General features: G+C 65.8%; 9 protein-coding genes. 6 read left to right on the top strand and 3 right to left on the bottom strand.

What is annotated here, in order from left to right:
* Nucleotides 1-147: 147 nt before the first annotated feature.
* From ACGBYP_RS18670 to ACGBYP_RS18660, 3 genes are all read right to left on the bottom strand, one after another.
* On the bottom strand, nucleotides 148-2,250 hold the full coding sequence (locus ACGBYP_RS18670) for a DUF262 domain-containing protein (RefSeq protein ID WP_411586517.1): 2,103 nt from the start codon (nucleotides 2,248-2,250) through the stop codon (nucleotides 148-150).
* A 141-nt stretch (nucleotides 2,251-2,391) separates the two neighbouring features.
* On the bottom strand, nucleotides 2,392-3,204 hold the full coding sequence (locus tag ACGBYP_RS18665; RefSeq protein WP_411586515.1) for a hypothetical protein: 813 nt from the start codon (nucleotides 3,202-3,204) through the stop codon (nucleotides 2,392-2,394).
* Between the two features lie 962 nt (nucleotides 3,205-4,166).
* The gene (locus ACGBYP_RS18660; RefSeq protein ID WP_411586513.1) at nucleotides 4,167-5,276 is read right to left on the bottom strand and encodes a DNA cytosine methyltransferase; all 1,110 of its coding nucleotides are present in this window, start codon (nucleotides 5,274-5,276) and stop codon (nucleotides 4,167-4,169) included.
* A gap of 253 nt (nucleotides 5,277-5,529) precedes the next feature.
* Between ACGBYP_RS18660 and ACGBYP_RS18655 the strand changes: the two genes are divergently transcribed.
* From ACGBYP_RS18655 to drmB, 6 genes are all read left to right on the top strand, one after another.
* Nucleotides 5,530-5,925 (top strand): very short patch repair endonuclease, encoded by a 396-nt coding sequence (locus ACGBYP_RS18655; RefSeq protein WP_411586757.1) that lies wholly within the window; start codon nucleotides 5,530-5,532, stop codon nucleotides 5,923-5,925.
* Nucleotides 5,926-6,539: 614 nt separating this feature from the next.
* Nucleotides 6,540-7,637 (top strand): DNA cytosine methyltransferase, encoded by a 1,098-nt coding sequence (locus tag ACGBYP_RS18650; protein WP_411586512.1) that lies wholly within the window; start codon nucleotides 6,540-6,542, stop codon nucleotides 7,635-7,637.
* A 755-nt stretch (nucleotides 7,638-8,392) separates the two neighbouring features.
* Nucleotides 8,393-13,102: a sacsin N-terminal ATP-binding-like domain-containing protein gene (locus ACGBYP_RS18645; protein WP_411586511.1), complete on the top strand. Its 4,710-nt coding sequence runs from the start codon at nucleotides 8,393-8,395 to the stop codon at nucleotides 13,100-13,102.
* The gene (locus ACGBYP_RS18640) at nucleotides 13,099-14,619 is read left to right on the top strand and encodes an NERD domain-containing protein (RefSeq protein ID WP_411586509.1); all 1,521 of its coding nucleotides are present in this window, start codon (nucleotides 13,099-13,101) and stop codon (nucleotides 14,617-14,619) included. The genes ACGBYP_RS18645 and ACGBYP_RS18640 overlap by 4 nt, the downstream gene beginning before the upstream one ends.
* On the top strand, nucleotides 14,616-17,777 hold the full coding sequence (locus ACGBYP_RS18635) for a helicase-related protein (RefSeq protein ID WP_411586508.1): 3,162 nt from the start codon (nucleotides 14,616-14,618) through the stop codon (nucleotides 17,775-17,777). Before ACGBYP_RS18640 ends, ACGBYP_RS18635 begins: the two co-directional genes overlap by 4 nt.
* A complete protein-coding gene (gene drmB / locus ACGBYP_RS18630) occupies nucleotides 17,758-19,584 on the top strand; it encodes a DrmB family protein (protein WP_411586507.1) in 1,827 nt (608 codons plus the stop codon). Before ACGBYP_RS18635 ends, drmB begins: the two co-directional genes overlap by 20 nt.
* Nucleotides 19,585-19,603 lie beyond the last annotated feature (19 nt).

Here is a 19,603-nt window from a genome sequence, read left to right as displayed (position 1 = left end):
GCCGAGGTGGACCCTAAACATGCGGGGGCCATCGGACCCACCCTCGATGCCCAGGTGTTGCTCCGGCTCACCGTCATGCCTCAGCGGACCTGCCTAGCGCGCTGGGCAAGTGGAGTGGCGGCCAACTCCGCAGCCGAGCCTCAATGGCTAGTGGTCAGCCTGCGGAGATGCCAGATGAGCGAGTGGAACCGGTCCAGAGGGGCCGTCGGCCAACCAGAAGTACCAGCCGTCGACGCTGCTGCCGGCCGAGGCCACGGCCGCCGCGGTAGGCGTCTCGTAGACTTGGTCCCCGACTTCCAGGTCACCGTTCTCGAGAACCGTCGCGAGAACGTTCACGTAAGGTTCGGTAGGCATCAGCACCGCCCCTGAGGCGAGCAGTCCCTGCTCGATCATCTCGGCCAACGAAAACAGCACGGACGTCTCGGCGTGCGTCGACGCGTTCCCGGTTGTGGCTGACGCAAGTGATGGCTGCGGGTAGCTGGGCGTGTAGGAGCTGCTGCGCAACTGTGTGAAGGCGTCGCGGACGACGGCTCCCATCAGCTTGCGACGAGCAACAAGGAAATCGTCGTAGGCCATGTTCGTCCAGCCGTCGGGCAGGGCGTGAAGTCGCATCTGCTCGGCGAGCTTGTCGTTGGTAAAGCTGCGAGCGGCAACCTGGGCGGGCCAGTACGTCACGGGCGGGTCGTCGGAGACGGCAATATTGTCCGCCCACTCAACCAGCGCCATGTTGGCGATCTGGTTGACCTGCTTGGTATCGGTGATCTTCAAGGCGTCGCGCAGGTAGCCCTTGGGGAAGAGGTGGTGCCGCTCGATGCCCTTCTTCGCGACGATAGCCGGATCAAGCCGAGATCGGACCTTGCCGGTGCCCATTAGCGCGTCGGCATCGAGGATGTTCAGCGCGGCGATGTACGAGCTCAGTGCGGGGCTGCGTGAGGCTGAGGTCGCTAAGTCGTTGGGCAGCGTGATAGTCCAGTAGTCGGCCGATAGGGTGTCGTCGACGACACGGTCCAACACCTGAATGAAGCCGTCGGCGGTCCTCACGTCGGCGAAGCGGGCGAGGTCGGACTCGACCTGGCTCTCGAATGAGCCGGTGTAACGGCCGGTCACCTGAACCATGAAAAACCACCGGGCGATGACCTCGCGCAACTGCTGGACGCTCATGCCGTAGTCGACGCGACCGACGAGCCACAGGCCGTAGCTGTACAGGACGGCGCTCTCGCTGGTGATCATCTTCCCGCTGCGGTAGCCGGCTCGTTCTAAGCACTGCAAGAACTCATGCCAGTTGGTCAGGTTGAGCACATGCTCTTGAGCCGCCTTCAGCTCCTGAAACTGCTTGTCACGCTTGTCGGCCGACACCTGACCAGTGTCCAAGTCCTTGCCGCGCAGCAGGGTGTACACCGTCTTGAGGACTGCACGACGGAACGCCAAAGCCACCGACACGCGCAGCAACTGCGGAGGCTGAGGCTGGATGAACCAGTTGAAGGGCGACGCCTTGGCTATGGAAGGCTGCTTAGCCGCCCGGCAGAAGTCCTCGAGCTCAGCGCGGCCCTTGTCCCAGAACACGCTCATCAGCGTGAGGATGAAGTCGGCGCGGTTGAGCTTGACGCCTTCGGAGTTGATGCGCACGAAAATCTCGGCGACTTGTTCCTCGTCGACGTCCGCAGATAGCTCAACAACCTTGAACGGGTAGTTGTGCAGGTCGTACAGTCGGTCAATGGCGTCGTCGAGACGGTCCTCCTCAGCCTGGCTGAGGGAACGTTTGGTGCGCAGCCGGTCGAAGAAGGCGCGGACTGTCTTCTTCCGCCCTGCGTCGCCCCAAAGAGCCGACACGTCCGGAAGGAACTCGGGGTCCTTTTCGATTGCCGCGTCCGTGACACCAAAAGTGGCGTCCGTCGGTCGGAACGCGATGCGGACGCGCCCCTCGGTGTAGTCCTCGCGAACGACCTTCGTCCCCGTCAGGACCGCGAACAGGGAGGTCAGGCGCTGCTGCCCGTCGACGATCAGCAACCGAGGCGCAGCCTGCTTAACGTCAGTACCGATTTGCCGCGTGCCGGTGCCAGCACCAGTTTCCCAGAACAGCAGGTAGCCGACGGGGAAGCCGCGGTACATCGAGTCGAACAGGTCACGGACTTTGGCAGCGGGCCACACGAACGGTCGCTGGATGTCTGGCAGTGCCACCTCGCCGCGCTTGATGTCGCCGACAAGGCCGTTGAGGTTGTACGTCGTGTCCTTGAAGAGGGTGATCGGCATGTCAGGCTCCACTCCGCTGCGTACTCGTTGCCGCGCACTAGGCGTGGCCTCGCCAGGCTGCAATCTCACCACGCCGGGTACCGGAGCGGTGCGGTTGATCGGCGTCGAAGTGACCGGCGTCCACCCGGCGGTGCGAGTCCGCTAGTGGGAGAAGTGGAAGGACTGGCCGGCGAGGCCGTCGATATCGAGGGTGTACTCGATGGCCGTGGCGTCCTGCACGCTGTAGCCGTCCTTGAGGATGAACGCCCCTCCGGGAGCAATCACTTGCGGCCATCCGATCATGCCGACGACGTCTCCCTCCAGGACCACCGAGACCTGGTCGTCGGCACCGGTCTTTGTCACGTCGGAGAACACGAAGTCCGGTTCGAACGCCTGGCTAGTCGACAGGTTCCTGATAGTGACAGTGAAGTACACGTTGGCCTCGTGGAGCTCTCCCGCCTCGCCGCCCACCGCGGCCCGCGCGTCGAAGACGGTGGCCGCCTTGCTCGGGGTGAAGGACACCGGTGACCCGACGGTGATCTCCAGCGGGATGTCGCTGTTCCCAGCGGTCGAGCGGAAGCGAGCAGTCTCCTCAAAGTTGAGGTCGGCGTCCTCCGTCTCCTCCCAGGTCGACTCCGAGGGAGTCGGTGCGGATGGCTGCGCTGATGACGCGACATCGGCGGGGGAAGAACTTGCGGTGGCGGCCGTCGGCCGAGCGGTCGTGTTCTCGTCGTCGCCGAAGATCAGGCCGATGATCAGGCCGCCGACCGCAACCAGCAGCAGGAACGTGAGGGCAGCGGCCGCTGCAAGACTCTTCTTGGGCCTAGAGCGCCGGAACGTAAGGGCTGTGCGGAAGGCTCCCTGCTCACGGTTGACCAGTTGCCAGCCTGCCGCCTCCCACTTGGCGATAGCTCTGTCCTCGGTTCCCCGAATCGCTTGGACAGTCTTGTTGTCGTACCCCTTGGTCGCGGTCACGATTGCGGCCCCTCGCTCCCGAGCGTCACCACCGAAGGAGTTCGAGCATGGGGACGGCTTCCGGGCGCCGAGTAACACATGCGCTCAACATCCCACGTCTGAGTTCGTCGTCCCGGCGTCGTGGGGCTCGAGGTGCTCGAGGGACGATCAACCTCTCCGGCCTACATGGAGCAGATCGTGGGGACTCGTTCGCCTTTGGCTGGGGATCGCAGACTGGGGCGACGGGCGCCCCGCTCGGCGTCAAGTTGGATCCTGAGGTGGACGGGCAGCAGGAGCGTCAGGAAGATGTTGCCCGCAAGCGGTCGGTGCATGAGTTGACCAGGACTCTGTCGGACTGACCGGCCGAGTCCGGAAGGCGACGGCCGGGCAGGTGGTGAGCAAGAGTCCGCGCACTCGAAGCGTGTAAGGCTGCGGGTATCGCCGACCGGACCTGGCGGCGTGGACCAGGCGGCACGGTGGGGACCGGGCGCCGCCTCTAGGACTCCGCGCAGAAGCGCATCACCTTGAGCCTTCCCATCAGGCGGGCGCTGGTCTCCGCGGACGACTACTCGAAGGTTCTGACGGGGCCCTCCTGCTCTCGGCCTGGCTGTAGTCCCTGCGAATCAGGTCGCGGTCCTGCTCAACGATGATGAGACACACGCTCACTCGGCCGGCGGTTGAGCGATCGCGGCGGCTGGTGACCGGGTGAACCTGCTGGCGGCCTACGACCTAGGCGCGACTGTCGATGACCTGGCGGAGCGACTGATGATTGGACCGGCAAACGGTCCTCGAACACGTCGGCAATCGCCTTTGTCCAGCTCCTGAGGGGAAAGCGTGGTGGCCATAGTCCATCTGGCTAGCCCTCCGAGTGCCGTTCGTAGTTGCGATTGCGATCCGCTCGCCCAACGCCTACATGGCTGCGGTGAACCGGATGTACACGCCCGCGAATTCGACTGCCCGGGGGAGCAGTCGCGGGAGGGTCATCACCTCAGCTGACTCGCGATGTGCTCACCGAGTCCGCGAGCCAGTTCAACCGGGACGGCGTTCCCGATCTGACGTGCGATGGCCAGCTTGCCGCCCACCCACTGGAATTCGTCCGGGAAGCCCTGTAGGCGAGCGGCCTCGTGATGCGTTATTGCCCGAGGGCGGTCGGGATGGAGGTAGCGTCCCTTTTCTGGCTTGAAGAACTCGGTGCGAATGGTCACAGAAGGGCGATCCCAGTGCATGCGCCCCATCACGTCGAACGACCCGGAGTTGTGGCCGATCCAGCACGGCGCCTTCAAAAAATTCGGCAGGTCGCGACGGTCGCCGCCCTCGGGAATGCGCGCAAAGCGCTTGAGGGACACCTCGCGATAGTTCCTCGTGATGTGCAGGTCGGGAGTTTTGAAGACCCCTGGCAGGATGTGTCCAAACGCCTCGGTGGTCATCGAGGGCAGCTGCTGTTCCCCCGGGTCCACGTCCCCAGTCAGTCCCTCGAAAGCCTGGCGCACCGTTCGCCACTCGTCCTTGGGCACCGTCCCGTTGGGCACGTCGATCTTCGGTAGGTCCCGCAACGTGCCAATGACTATGAAACGCCGGCGGAGCTGGGCCGCCCCGAAGTCGGTCGCTCGTACGACCCGCGCGTCGATCTGATAGTCCTCGAGCATACCGCCGAGCTCGGTCTCCTGTCGGAGCAACTGAAACTCATCACTCGCTCCGAACCGGTCGACGTTCTCAATGAGGAAGGCCTTTGGCCGCACCTTGACCAGCGTCTCCATGTAATGACGCCAGAGTTCATTGCGGGGATCGTCGAGCCTGCGCCTGTTAAGGCTGGAGAAACCCTGGCACGGGGGGCCACCCACGACGACCTCTGCGTCCGGGAGTTCTCCCGTGACCCAGTCCTCGATCTTCCCCGGATAAACGTGGTCCTCACCGAAGTTGGCTGCATAGGTGGCAGCAGCGGCCAGGTCGTGCTCGACCGCTGCGACGGGTGTAAAGCGGCCGGTCTGCTTGAAGCCCTCGGTGAGACCGCCGCACCCGGCGAACAGATCGATGACCCGCAACGAAGCCTCGTCCGGGCGGTCTCCGTGCCCCTCGTCGACTGACTCGCTCACCGAAGTAGCACCCACCGTTCATGCCGGCGCGTGCCCTGTAGAGGCACGCGCGTCCTTCCCCACAACACTATCGACCGCGGGCTGGCACCGACGGTAAGCGCGCCCGATGACAGTTCCGTCACCGGGCCCGCAACCGAGCTCAACCGGGCGAGGTGGGTGCTTCCCACGGCGGGCGAGCACAATCGGACGAGTGACGGAGGGTGACCGCGTGGAGGCTCGCCCTCCTGCGTCGAGCCCTCAAGTGGCTGCCCGGATGAGTCGTGCCCGGCGGCGGGACACCGCCCCAGAGGTGGCCATCCGTCGTGAGGCGCATCGGCGCGGGCTGCGCTACCGGGTAGATGCGGCGTTGCCTGGCATGTCGCGGCGTAGAGCGGACATGACCTTCATTGGGCGGCGCGTTGCCGTCTTCGTCGACGGGTGCTTCTGGCACTCGTGTCCGGTCCACGGGACGACTCCCGCGGCCAATCGCGACTGGTGGGTGGCGAAGCTAGAGCGCAACCGAGAGCGCGATCACGAGACCGATGAACATCTGCACGACCTCGGCTGGACGGTGCTGCGCTTCTGGGAGCACGAGGACCCGATCGCCGCCGTTGACGTCATCGAGCATGCGGTCCGTCGAGACGGACCAGGTGGTCGGACGCTCGCGTGACGAGGCCGACGTCCTGTGCCCGGACGCTGAGCAGCTCGGCGGACTTCGATGCCGCCACCTGTAGTTGGCGCTAGCGCTCATCGCCGTGGAGCGACTCGAAGTCGGTGATTGCGCCCCGGCGGGAGAACCGCTTGAGGACGTGGATCAGGACTTCACGCTCGGCAACCCGACCGCGGTCGACCGACGGTCAAACCATCGGCGATGGTCCGTCTCAGCGCCCGACTGTCGCCGTTCGAGCGTGGACGGGTAAGGATGTGGTCGAACGCCGCCTCGCCGTAGGTCTTGAGCAGCCGGCACGGCTCCTTCTATGCGGCAACGAGGCGGGGGAGGCCCAGACTGGCCGCACAGCGGCCCTGCCGGCGACGAGTCCGCAGTGCTGGTTGAGCAAGTGGGCCACCCCGCTGTCGGTTTGCGTGAGACGCAATTGCACGGGCCGGGCCTCATGGCGCGGACGGCAGACCCGGCGGACGTTTGGGAACTGCTGCTGCTCATGATGTTCTTGAGGTCCGTCCCAGCGGTTGGGTCAGTACCCATGAAGGGATCACCGGTGAGCCGGTGGTGGTGGGTGCCCTGCGGCTGGCTAGCGTGACGCCGTGCGGGACGCTGGAATCACCATGCTCGACCTGTTCGCCGGCTGTGGCGGACTCACTCGGGGCTTCGTCGACGAGGGTGACTTCCGGAGCTCAGGGGCAGTCGAGTTCGATCGGTCCGCAGCGGCGACCTATGCGGCGAACTTCGACCCGACGGGCACGCACACCTTCGCCGGCGACATCGCCGATTTCCGGGACGTGCCGCCCGTCGACCTGGTGATCGGTGGGCCGCCCTGCCAGGGCTTCTCGGCGCTCGGCAGACGCGACCCCGCCGACGTGCGCAACCAGCTCTGGCGCGAGTTCGTCCGAGTGGTCAGGGACTCGGACGCCCGGATGTTCGTGTTCGAGAACGTCGACCGTTTCGCGAAGACACCCGAGTTCGACCTCCTGCGCGCTGCGGCGGGTGAGGGGGGCCAGCTGGCGGACTTCAGGACGCAGGTCTTCCGCCTGAACGCCGCTGACTTCGGGACGCCGCAGAAACGGATTCGCACGATCATCGTCGGTTCACGGATCGGTCCAGTGAGCGCGCCGGTCGCCAGTCATGCCCGGCGGCCCACCGCGAACCTGCCGAGGTGGGTGACCCTGCGTGAGGCGTTCCTGTCCGGACCGGTCGTCCTTGATCCGGGTGTGCGGGACGAGTGGTTGCCGGAGTCGTTCCTGGACTTCCAGGGTCGTTCGGTGCCTGGTGCGTTCAAGTTGCGGGATCTGCACGTGACCAAGCGGTACGACCTGACGTCCGAGATCCGCTACGCACACATCGCCCCGGGCCAAAGTCGACTGCAACTTCCCGAGGACCTGCAGTACCCCTGCTGGCGTCGTGATCCGGTCGGTCGGAGCGACGTGCTGGGCCGACTTCGGTGGGACGAACCAGGCGTCACCATCCGTACGGAATTCTTCAAGCCCGAGAAGGGGCGTTTCCTGCACCCACAGTGGGAGAACGGCGGGGACCAGGTCAACCGCGCGCTGACCCATGCTGAGGCCGCGGTTGTCCAGGGCTTCGACGATCGTCACGTCTGGTGCGGTAGCAAGGCTGAGATCGCTCGTCAGATCGGTAACGCAGTACCGCCGCCCCTGGCCCGTGCCATCGCTCGCGTGGTTGGCGACAGGCTCACAGCTGCCTAACTGCCGCCTACTCGTCGCGGCGTGGTTCTGCCGAGCTGAGGCGACGCCTGACGTCCGAGTGCGCGATGGACCGTGAGGTCCGCCGTTGCTCATCGGCGGCGTGGCCGTCGTAGGGGTGAGGTCTGAGCTGCGGCGCCTCTCGGGCGACTGCGTGCGCATGACCCTCACTGCCCGGTCGTCGCAACGTCTTCACCTCCTCGGTCACGGTGCATCGCGATTCTCACGACGCACCGTGGTAAGCGGTCGCCGTCCATCGCAGGACCTGGACACCACTGAGCCGAACGGGTCTGGAGTCACTCGAGGGGCGACTGTTAATTGTCATTACGCACCACTGTCGTCCCGCGATGTCATGATTCGCGGGTGACTGCGACCACACCCCTCTCCGGCGCGTGCATCGCAGTTGCCTGTTTGTGCGGGACCGTCGGCAGACGCCGATGGTGCTGAGCGACCACCCCCACATCGTGGGCACGGCGCAAGTCTCCCGGTGTGAAGTACGCGCCTTTGACGAGGTGAGCGGCGACCTGATCAAACGATTGCGACCCCACCGCCCGCTGGGAGGGGCCTCGTCATTCGTCAGTGGTCGACTTCTGAATGCCCGGCCGACCGGCCGAGTGGCCAGATCGCGCTGGACGTGCACCGACATCAAGACCAGGTCGCCGCGGAGGTGACTGATGCCCACCGACCCCGGGCCAACCGGCAGACCAGTGCTCGATGGCGCTTCGCACGACCACCCCTGACTCAAGGAGACCCTACGCATGGTGACCGCAGGCTCGGCATGGACAGCGGACGCCGGCCTCGTCCAGGAACTGTCACATCTCTTCGAGAGTGCGATCGCGTCGTACAGGGCCAACCCGCACCTGATTCCTGAGCACGCGAACCACGAGGAGTCGATCCGGGTCGGCGGCTACGCGAACCGGACGCTCCTCGAGCTGGTGCAGAACGCGGCTGACGCCATGTCGGGCGCACACGCGGACGAGGTCGCGGACAACGCCGGTCGGGTGGAGATCGTCCTCGATGCGGGTTCGGGCACGCTCTACTGCGCGAACGGAGGGCGTCCGTTCTCGAGGAGCGGGCTGACGGCCATCATGCACGCGCACCTCAGCGGAAAGCGCGGCGACGAGATCGGCCGCTTCGGCTTGGGATTCAAGTCGGTCCTGGCTGTCACCGACGCGCCGCAGATCTTCAGCCGCTCGGTGTCCTTCGAGTTCAATGCGCCTGAAGCCAGGGCCGCTCTGGCAGCGGTCGGCGCGAGCGTCAGGCGATACCCCATCCTGCGGACGGCGACAATGGTCGATCCGCAGGTGCACTTCAAGAGCGACCCGATCCTGGCCGAGCTGGGCAAGTGGGCCGCGACCATCATCAAGCTCCCGCAGGCACGTAATGTCGCGCGACTGCGACGGGAGATCGAGACCTTCTCGTCCGAGTTCCTCCTCTTTGTCGGGTCCGTGCGCGAGGTGCGTCTCCGAGTGCTGGGGGAGGAGGCGTTCGATACGAGCCACGTGTCGCGTGACCTGGGTCGTGGCGTGCTCAAGATCGAGCGTCCCGACGGAACCGGCGACGAGTGGATCGTCGAGGACAGGATGCACAGGCCGTCACTGGCAGCTCGTCAGGAGGTTGGTGAGGCGGTCTCACGTGACGAGGTAAAGGTGACGGTGGCTGTGCCTGTGCGTCACGCCCAGCAGCGCGTCGGACAGTTCTGGTCGTACTTCCCGCTGCAGGACCAGACGTCGGCGTCCGCGCTCTTCAATGCACCGTGGAGTGTGAACGACGACCGGACCACCCTGCTGCGCAACGACTACAACCGCGAGATCCTCACGACCTTGTCGGAGATGTTCGTCCGCGTACTACCCCGAGTGAGAACGAACGACGACCCGGCCGCCCACCTCGACTACCTGCCCGCTCGTGGTCGGGAGGAAAGATCTTTCGGTGACGCCGTGCTGTGCACGCACGTCCCACTTCAGTCCCGTGAGGGCGCGCTGATCCCGGATGCCAAGGGCCAACTCGTCGACGCAGGCGCGCTCCGTCCGCTCGACTTCTCGGTGAGCGTGCCCGAGGACATCCACGAAGCATGGATCGCCTCACCGAACACCGGCGATGACGTGCCGCACTGGCGTTGCTATACCTCGCCCACGCGCACCTCTCGTCTCCGTCAACTGCTCGCAGTAGGGGCGGACCCCGGGCTCCTGGAGGACGACGGTCGGGACATGAAGCGGGCCATCGAGCTCATGCCCAAACGAGGTCTGCTCTCCTGGCTCCGGGAATGGGCGGCCGGGGACGACCCCGTGTCAGCGGCTAACGCCTTCAGGTTCGTGATGGGTCACCAGAACCTGCCGGAGATCAACCAGGCCAAGGTCATTCCCACCAGCGACGGCCTTCGTGGACTCTCCGACAAGAGTGTTGTCTTCCTCGAGCAGGAGGATGATCTCGACATCGAGGCAGCGGTCTTCGTCGAACCTCGCTTCCTCGCACAACCTGGAGTGGAGAAGCACCTCCGGGCCGCAGGCTTCCGTGACCTGGATCCGCTCGCGATCCTCGGGGCGCGAGTGGCCGGCCTCTCGGCCTCGTCCGGCGATGACGAGCTCTCCCGCTTCTGGGATGCGGCTCTTGGGGTCAGCGCCCACGATGCGCTGGCTCTGCTCAAGGAACATCGGGATTCGCCGGTCAAGGTGCCGACCCGGGACGGTGGCTGGGCATGGCCACAGCAGGTCATGGACCTCGACGAGCCACTGACCGGCGCATATGCATCGATGATGTTGGACCGTCAGCGATGCGTCCCTACGGTGGCCTACTCGCTCGGAGTCGTTCGTGAGCCCGTCAAGGCGTACGGCCTGGAGGACGAACCCCTGTACGACGACTACCGCTCGTGGGTCCTACAGACGCTCAACGCGCGGCTCGGGCCGGGTGAGCGCGCTGTCGAGCGGATCGAGCTCTTTCCCAGTCAGGGACCTGGTCCTGCTTCGATGTTGCTGGTCCTGAGGGATGCCGACGCCACGCACGCCTCGCGGGAGGCCTGGACGCGTGGGCTGCTCGCCTTCGGCGATTCGGCATGGGACTGCGAGGACGTCGACTCACGCATCAGCTACCGGGTGCCCTCGCCGGTCCGATGGGCAGTTGGTCAGGCGGGCATCGTCAACTCCACCCGAGGTTTCCGTACACCGGGCGAGGTCGTCGCGCCATCCCTCGTGCAGTACCGGGATCTCCTTCCGCTTTTCGTCGGCCCCAGCGAGGTCGCCCACGCGCTTCGGCTTCCGGACGAGCTGAAGGACGTACCGATCCCGGTGCTCAAGGCAGCCCTGGACGTTGAACTGTTACCACCGACGATTCGCGACGATGTGCTCGTCGGCTTCATCTTGGTAGCGAGTCGGTTGGCCTATCGTGACGCGCATCCGCCACGCATCCCCGCCCGAGTGGGTCGTGCGGTCGAGGCGCGGTCACCCAAGGCGGTCTACCTGGCCGTCACCGACGAACAGCGCGACTTCCTCCTGTCGCGGCAGCGGCCGTTCCTCCGTACGAACGAGGAGGTGGCTGCCGAGCTGGTCGACGTCGTCGGTTGTCGGCGGTTCGAGGACAGCTTCGCCTTCTCCCTGCTGATCGAAGGGCAGCAGGTCGGGGAGCGGGTTCTCGACGTCTTCACGGGCCTTCGCACGTCGTTCGCTGCCGGACTGCCGGCCGGTGCCACGGTGACGCGTGCCGCCAAGATCACCAAGCGGGTGACCACCGAGGACGGGGTCGAGGACCAGTCACTCGAATGGCACCTCGATGGATCGGACCTCGTCGTCGACGGCACCGTGGACGACAAGCGGCTCCTCGAGATGGTGAGTGAGGCCCACGACCTCCGCCTCACCAACGCAGATCGAGCGATCGTGCTCAAGGCAGGACTCGAACACCGGCTCGAGCTGCTCCGTCAGCAGGCGCTGGCGGCCACATCGGATGTGGAACGGCTCGAGATCTACTTCGGTGATGACGATCTGCGCGACGAGCTGCCGAGGGGGCTTTGGCAGGCCCTGGACAGTCAGGGTCTGGTCAACTCGTCGACGTCCGTGGCCGACCTGTACCTCACGGTCTACGGGTCGGACTCGATCAAGTTCCTGGCCGAGCTGTTCAGACGTGAGGGATTCCCGGACGTCCCGACCACGTGGGCGGGTGGGGCCCCGACCATCTCCTGGCTGCGGCGCATGGGCTTCGGGTCCGAGTTCGCCGGACGTCGCGTCCAACCCCAGGACGACGAGTTCGTCGTGCCTGGCGCGGTCAAACTCAGCCGGCTGCACGACTTCCAGCAGGAGATCAGCTCCAAGCTCGGGGAGGTCCTCACCACGCGTGAGGACGGTCGCGCACTCAAGGTGATGGTCGAGCTGCCAACGGGGGCGGGGAAGACGCGGGTGGCCACGGAGACGGTCCTTCGTCTCTTCATCGAGGGGAAGCTCCGAGGCACGGTCCTCTGGATCGCGCAGTCCCAGGAGCTTTGCGAACAGGCGGTCCAGACGTGGAGCACGGTGTGGCGAGGTCTCGGTAACGAGAGACCGTTGACGATCGGACGGCTCTGGGAGACCAACGTCGTACACGAACCCGACACCGAGTTCAGCATCGTCGTCGCCACCGACGCGAAGCTCGACGTGATCCGTGAGAGTCCCGAGTACCAGTGGCTGAGCGATCCTGCCGCCGTCATCATCGACGAGGGCCATCGGGCGGGTGGCTCCGAGCGGTACACCCGTCTCCTGACTTGGCTCGGGGTCGCAGGGCGGGGTTGGGCACGTCCGCTGGTAGGGCTCTCCGCCACACCGTTCAAGGGGTTGTCCGAGGAGGCCAACCGGCCACTCGCGAGCCGTTTCGGCAACCGTAAGCTCCGTGCCTTCGACGCTGCGCCCTATCAGGAGCTGGCCGCTCGCGGGGTGCTGGCACGGGTCGAGCACGCAGTGCTCCAGGGCGTCGACGTCCAGCTCAGCAAGTCCGAGCGTGATGAGGCGAGCACGATGCGACGCATCGCCCCGAAGGTGCTTGACCGGATCGGTCAAGATCAGGCACGCATGTCGATCCTGGTCAAGGACATCATGGAACGTCCGGCCGACTGGCCCGTACTCGTGTTCACGCCGAACGTCCTTTCAGCGCAAGTCCTCGCGGCAACACTCCGGTACCAGGGCATCGATGCGGCATCGGTCAGTGGCCAGACCGGGCGTCAGGAACGACGGGACGTCATCGAGAAGTTCAGACAGGGCAAGCTCCGTGTCCTGACCAACTGCGATCTGCTGGTCCAGGGATTCGATGCTCCTGGCGTTCGTGCCCTGTACATCGCACGGCCGACGTTCAGTCCGAGTGCCTACATCCAGATGGCGGGCCGCGGACTCCGTGGACCCGCCAACGGAGGCAAGGAGGAGTGCCTGATCGTCGACATGGCCGACAACTTCGGTGACATCAACAGCCTCCTCGGCTTCCACCAGTACGAGGACCTCTGGCAGGAGCAGGCGTGATTCTCGTCCCGGACCTGACCGACATCGTCAAGGAATGCGACAGCGACGCCGAGCGCCTGGTCGCTCGGCTGCTGGCCGGCATCAACGGGGTCCCCGACGCAGTGGCGTTCCACTCGGTCAAGCTCCGCTCGCACGCCTACAAGCAGCAGGCCGAAGCCGACTTCGTCGTCCTCTGGAAGGGCGTGGTGGTCGTCGTCGAGGTCAAGGGAGGAGGGGTCAGGAAGGCCGAGGGCGTCTGGTACAGCGTCGACCGTCGGGGCGATTGGCACAGGTTGTCGACCTCCCCGATGGAGCAGGCGCGCTCGGCGATGTACGCGCTGAGGGGCATCCTCGAGGAAGAAGGTGTCGGGTGGATCGCGCACGAGGCCCTCGTCATCACGCCGGACATCGATGCACCGCCACATGCGGTCGAGTGGGAACCGACGCACTGGCTCGCGAAGGACGACATGAGTGTGGCCGGCCTGCAGGCCGCTCTGGACGCCGTGGTCGCCAGGAGCAAGGAGGCCCCGGCTGGTCGTAGGAAGGCCAGGGCTGACGTCCTGAGGGCGCGGCTGTTCGGCGAGTTCACCCGTATGCCGGTGATCGACGCGCAGCGTGGTGCCGTCCTGGAGGCGCAGAACCGGGCCACAGAGGACCAGGCGCGGGTTCTGGCGTCTCTCGCGCGCAATCAGCGCATGATGATCCTGGGCGGTGCGGGAACCGGGAAGTCTCTCGTGCTGGCCGAGGCCGCCAAGCAGGAGGCGAGCCAGGGGAAGAGGGTCCTGATCACCTTCCACTCCCCGTCATTGCTGCGCTTCTTCGAGCAGCGTGTCACCGACCGGGCCATCGAGGTGCTCCCGTTCGATGCCCTCACGCCAGGGGCGGAGTACGACGCGGTCTTCATCGACGAGGCGCAGGACCTCATGACGCCCGAGAGCATGGACCGGCTCGACTCGATCCTGGCGGGTGGCCGTGCAAGCGGGCGGTGGCGGATGTTCCTCGACCCGAACAACCAGGCGCACGTGGACGGCCGCTTCGATCGTGACGTCTACGAGATCGTGACTGCTGAGGCCTCCTCCTTCGACTTGGACAGGAACGTCCGCAACACGCGCTCGATCGTGCACGTGGTCCAGGAATACCTAGGTGCCGATGTAGGCGATCCAGGGATCGTCCACGGGGAGAGGGTCCAGTGGCACTGGTGCTCTCCTCCCGCCGACGTCGACGAGGCTTCGGACGTTGCTCGTCGTCTCGTCGCTGAGGGCGCGCCGAGGTCCGACCTCTGGATCATCGACGTGAACTCGGATGCAGTCCCCACATCGACCCGGGACGGTGTCACCCTCACCAGTCCGCGCTACGCCAAGGGCCTCGAGGCCGAACACGTCATCGTGTGCAACCTCCCGCGGGCGTTCGACGATGCCGGCATGGCGGCCTTCTACGTGGCCGTGACCCGACCGCGGGTCTCCTTGCACGTCGTGGCCTCGGACGAGGACAGGAAGGCACTTCAAGCGCTGGTCCGACAGAGAGTGGTGCTGCCATGAACCTCACTGCTGCACAGCGGTCTGCGCTCCGGCATCTGCGAGCGGCTTATGTGGGGCCATCCGAGGGCGACGAGGAGGTGCTCCTCAACCGGCCGCACCTCCAGTACGCCGTCGGCATGCTCTTCCCCGGTGAATCGGTGGTCAGAGAGACGGACGTCGCTGAGAACAAGGCACGATTGACGGCCGTCCCGGAAGGGGACGTCGAGGAGGACGCAGCCGGTGTCCCGCTCGCTGAGGACTGGCGTCCGTCGTCGGTCGCGATCTCGTTCGTCACCGACTCACCCGCCGCCGCCTGCTCACTCGAGGGCGGTACTTATGTTCGACTCTCCGACGACGGTCCGCCGCGGTGGCAGCGCCGGCCGTTCACCTTCAGTGCGGTGGAGCTGGCCGAAGGTCGCCCGCCGCACCAGATGAAGGCGGGCGATGTCCCCCTGGAGATCGGGGCGCGTTGGCGCCGGGTCGGAGGGGGCTATCTGGTGACGGTCCACGTGCGGGTGTCCGCCGGCTCAACAGGCAACGACACGCATGACATCGGGCTGATGCTGTTCCAGGTCTGCATGGCCGTGACGCCAGCGCCAGGTGCGCGCTTCCTTGAATACGACACATCCCGGAAGTACGACGTCGATGCCGAGTCTGCGGAGCTCCGACTCCGCTACCGGGAGCGACGGGTCTATGCCGTCGGTCACGGGATGGCGGCGGACTGGGTCCTCGAGGCCGGTGAGTGCGTCAAGATCTTCGTCGACCCGGTGCCGGCCTTCGTCGTTCCAACCGTCGAGACGACCGGCTTCGCCGCGGGGTCCGAGGAGGACGGGGCGCTCCGGCTGGACCGCTTGTCGCGCATCGATGAAGCACCCACCGACGTCCTGCGAGACCTGCGCGCCTTCGTGCGTTCCTTCGAACACTGGGTGTCCGGACAGGAGGCGCGTGTTGCCCAGGTCGGGGGCGAGAGCGAGGTCGCCCGCACGATCGTTGCCCGATCACGAGTGGCGGTCGGGCGGATGGAGTCGACGGTCGAGCTCCTCGCCAATCCGCGACAGGAAGAGCTCAGAAGGGCCTTTGCGCTCGGCATGGCGGCCATGCGGCTCCAGATGCGTCAGGGGAGCATCAATCGAGGGAAGGTCCCGGACGAGCCCAAGTGGCGTCCGTTTCAGCTCGGCTTCCTCCTCGTGGCGCTTGCGTCGACCGTTGACGAGTCGCACGAGGACCGGGACCTGGTCGACCTGATCTGGTTCCCCACGGGCGGCGGGAAGACCGAGGCATACCTCGGTCTCGCCGCCGTCGAAATCTTCCGGCGTCGCCTCGTCCATGGGGTGCAGGGTGGCGGCACGGCGGTGATCACTCGCTACACCTTGCGCCTCCTCACCGCCCAGCAGTTCCAGCGTGCCGCGTCGCTCATCTGTGCCATGGAGATCCTGCGCGGCTCCGATCCGAGGGCCAAGGGCATGGTGCCGTTCAGCATCGGGCTGTGGGTGGGCAACGACGTGACCCCCGCGACGTTTGCTCGCGCGAAGGCCGAGCTCGAGCGCCTGCACAAGGCGGCTCGTCCGGAGGAGGCGAACGGGTTCCAGGTGGAGAGCTGTCCCTGGTGTCTGGCACCCCTCGTTCCTCGGGACCGCAGCGATGATCGCAGTCGGTACGGGTTCCGCCTGGTGGGCAACGACCTCGTCATCCACTGCACCGACGGGACCTGCCGGTTCAGCTCCGAGCTCCCACTGTCGGTCGTCGACGACGACCTGTACGTCCGGCCGCCGACGATCCTCCTCGCCACGGTCGACAAATTCGCGAGGCTCCAGTTCAAGCCGCAAGCAGGTGCTCTGCTCGGGCTCAACTCGGTGCATCGACAGCCATCGCTGGTCATCCAGGATGAGCTGCACCTGTTGTCTGGTCCCCTCGGGACGACGGTCGCTGTGTTCGACGGCGTGATCCAGCTACTTCTCGGGAGCAGCGGATCGAGCCCGAAGATCGTCGCGTCGACGGCGACGATCCGGTCGTCCGACGACCAGGTCAAGAACCTGTACGGCAGAAAGGTGGCCCTGTACCCGCCTTCCGGACTGGACGACGACAGGACCTTCTTCTCCAAGCCCGTTGAGACCGGGGAGGGACGTCTGTACATCGGGCTGATGCCACAGTCGATGTCGCAGGCATCCTCGCTCGTCAGCTCGACGGCTCCGCTGGTCGAACTTCCTCGGGTGCTCACCGCTGAAGGGACGGACGCGTCCCTGGACAGCTACTGGACGTTGATTATGTACCACAACAGCCTGCGGGAACTGGGTCGCACCGGCACCCTCGTCCTTGACGATGTGAACGGGCGATTGGAGACGCGCGCCGACCGTCTTGGCATGGAGCACCGTGAGGTCAGGGCCGGAAGGGTCCTCGAGCTCACGAGCCGTCGGGGCCCGGATGAACTGCCGAACGACCTGCGCGAACTCCGTACGAGGGCCGACGATTCCGACCAGGCCATCGACGTCGTCCTCTCGTCGAACATGCTGTCGGTCGGCATCGACATCCCGCGGCTGGCGCTCATGCTCATGGTCGGGCAGCCGAAGACCACGGCGGAGTACATCCAGGCAACCAGCCGGGTGGGACGGGGCGACACCCACGGAATCGTGGTGACCCTCTTCCGTTCCAACCGCGCACGTGACCGTTCACAGTTCGAGAGCTTCAGGGGCTATCACGAGGCGCTCTACCGTGGCGTCGAACCCACCAGCGTCACCCCGTGGTCGTTGGCGTCAAGAGACCGCTCACTCGCCGGCGCCCTGGTCGCGCTGCTTCGAAATGCCGTGCCGGATCTCGCCGACGACTCCTCGGCGATCCGTATGGATCTCGACGACGGTCGCATGCGCCAGGCGATCGATCGAGTCGTGAGTGGCCTGCTCGCGGCCATCGAGCGGGCGGATCGCCTTGAGGCACCGGAGGCCGCAGCCGAGGTCTGGCGCCTCCTCCGGGACTGGGACGGTCGTGCCGCGTCGGCCCGCCAGATGGGCGGATCGCTGCCCTATGAACGGAGGCCAAAGGTGGACGAGGCGCTCCTGAAGCGATTCGGGCAGTCGGGTCAGGGTTGGTTGGTCGGTGACTCGATGCGTTCGGTCGAGCCAAGTGTTGCTGTCGAGGTCCAGGAGCCGATGGAGGAGGTGCACCGTGCAGAAGATCAAGCATGACCTTCGCCTGTCCGAGACCATCGCGCCGTACGGGGTGGGTGCGATCGTTGACGTGCGTGGCGAGTCGCTGATCGCGCCGGACACGTCATGGTGGGATCGCCGGTTCTCACCGGAGATCAGTTGCGACCGGTTGAGCGCACGGATCGGTGCCGGTGTCCTCCGTCAACCACCGACTCACGCGGGCCACGCCGGTAAGGACACGGCAAGCCTCCTGTACTGGCGCTTCCCGGCGTGGCGATTCTGCGAGCGGTGCTCGAAGCTGTCGATGTTGACGGGTAGGAACAAGGGCAAGTGGATCAACAAGTGTGAGTGCGGCGGGATCCTGGTCCCGATGCGGTACATCGCGATCTGTGAGAACGGAAGCCACGTGCAGGACGTCTCGTGGTTCAAGTGGGCGCATCGCGGTCACGACCAGGGTGTCACCGATGAGGTTCGCTTCTGTCGGGCCTACAAGGAGTTGAAGTTCGTACGTTCCGCGAAGTCGGGTGAGGGGCTCGGTTCACTGCGTGTCCTCTGTGGTGCGTGCAAGCGCTCGCGGCCCCTGTCGGAACTGGTGGGTACCGAGTCGCTCCAGCGCGACGGCATCAGATGTGACGGACGACAGCCTTGGGAGGACCCAGCCTCCGTCTCCGTTCCGTGTGAGCACCGGCTCGTGGCAGTGCAGCGGGGCGCTACAGGTAACTACCTAGCCGAGCGCATTTCGGCGCTCGACATCCCAGAGGAGCGTCCGCAGTCCCAGGAGCAGGCCGACCGCATCAAGGCCCACGTCTACTTCGAGAAGGTCGTTGCGGACAACGGCGGCCCCCAGGCGCAGATGGTCGCGGAGTGGATTGCCACTGAGATCGGTGTCCCCGTGGAGTCCGTGCTCCGGCTCGCGCAGGGTGAGGAGGAGGTCGACTCGCCCCTCCTGGACCTGAAGGATGGCGAATGGGCCGCATTCCTCAAGAAGCTGGAGGGGGGGCGGGACCGCAGCGGTGAGGACTTCGTGGTGGACGGCTGGCCCCTGTCCGGGGAGAGCCTCGGGCCCCGGGAGCTGACGCGTCGGCTCAGCGGCATCGGCCAGGTCCAGCGGGTGCGGGAGGTCCGAGCACTGTTGGGCTTCCGCCGCCACAACGCGGGTGCTGACCTCATCTCTGCAGACCTCGGCCCGGACCGTCGACGCCGTCCCGTCTATCCGGCCATCGAGCTCTTCGGGGAGGGGATCTTCCTCAGGTTCGACGAGGCTGCGTTGTCCGAATGGGAAGGCTGGTCCGAGGTCCGGGCACGAGCGGACATCCTCGTGAAGCGTCACGCGCAGTCGCCTTGGGCCCAGAGGCTCGACGTGCCCGAGCCTCGTTACATCGCCCTGCACACGATCTCCCACATGTTGATCCGGCGCCTGGCGTTCTCCAGTGGCTACTCCTCGGCGTCGCTGCAGGAGCGGATCTATGCCAACTCCAACCGGGCGGATCGGACTGCCGGCATCCTGATCTACACAGCGGCCGGCGACGCGCAGGGGACGTTGGGTGGTCTCGTCCGGTTGGGTGAGCCGTCGACGCTGCTCCCGTTGCTCATGGCCGCACTGGATGACGCGGATGTGTGTTCGAACGACCCGGTCTGCATCGAGAGCGATCGCCAGAGGTCTTCTTCGCTCAACCTGTCGGCATGTCACGGGTGTGCGCTGGTGAGCGAGACCTCCTGCGAGGCCGGAAACCGTCTCCTCGATCGCCAGCTGGTCGTCGGCGGAAGTAAAGTCCCTGGTTTCTTGGAATCCGTCGTCATCGAGATGCGCGAGGGCATGGGCGTGGCACCTGCCTCGGTCAGGTGATGGGCTACCTGCTGGCATC

The sequence above is a fragment of the Modestobacter sp. SSW1-42 genome (genome assembly GCF_046635825.1).
Lineage (GTDB): Bacteria > Actinomycetota > Actinomycetes > Mycobacteriales > Geodermatophilaceae > Modestobacter.
Note: the sequence above shows the minus strand (reverse complement) of the source record. Positions and strands in the feature narration are given on the sequence as shown.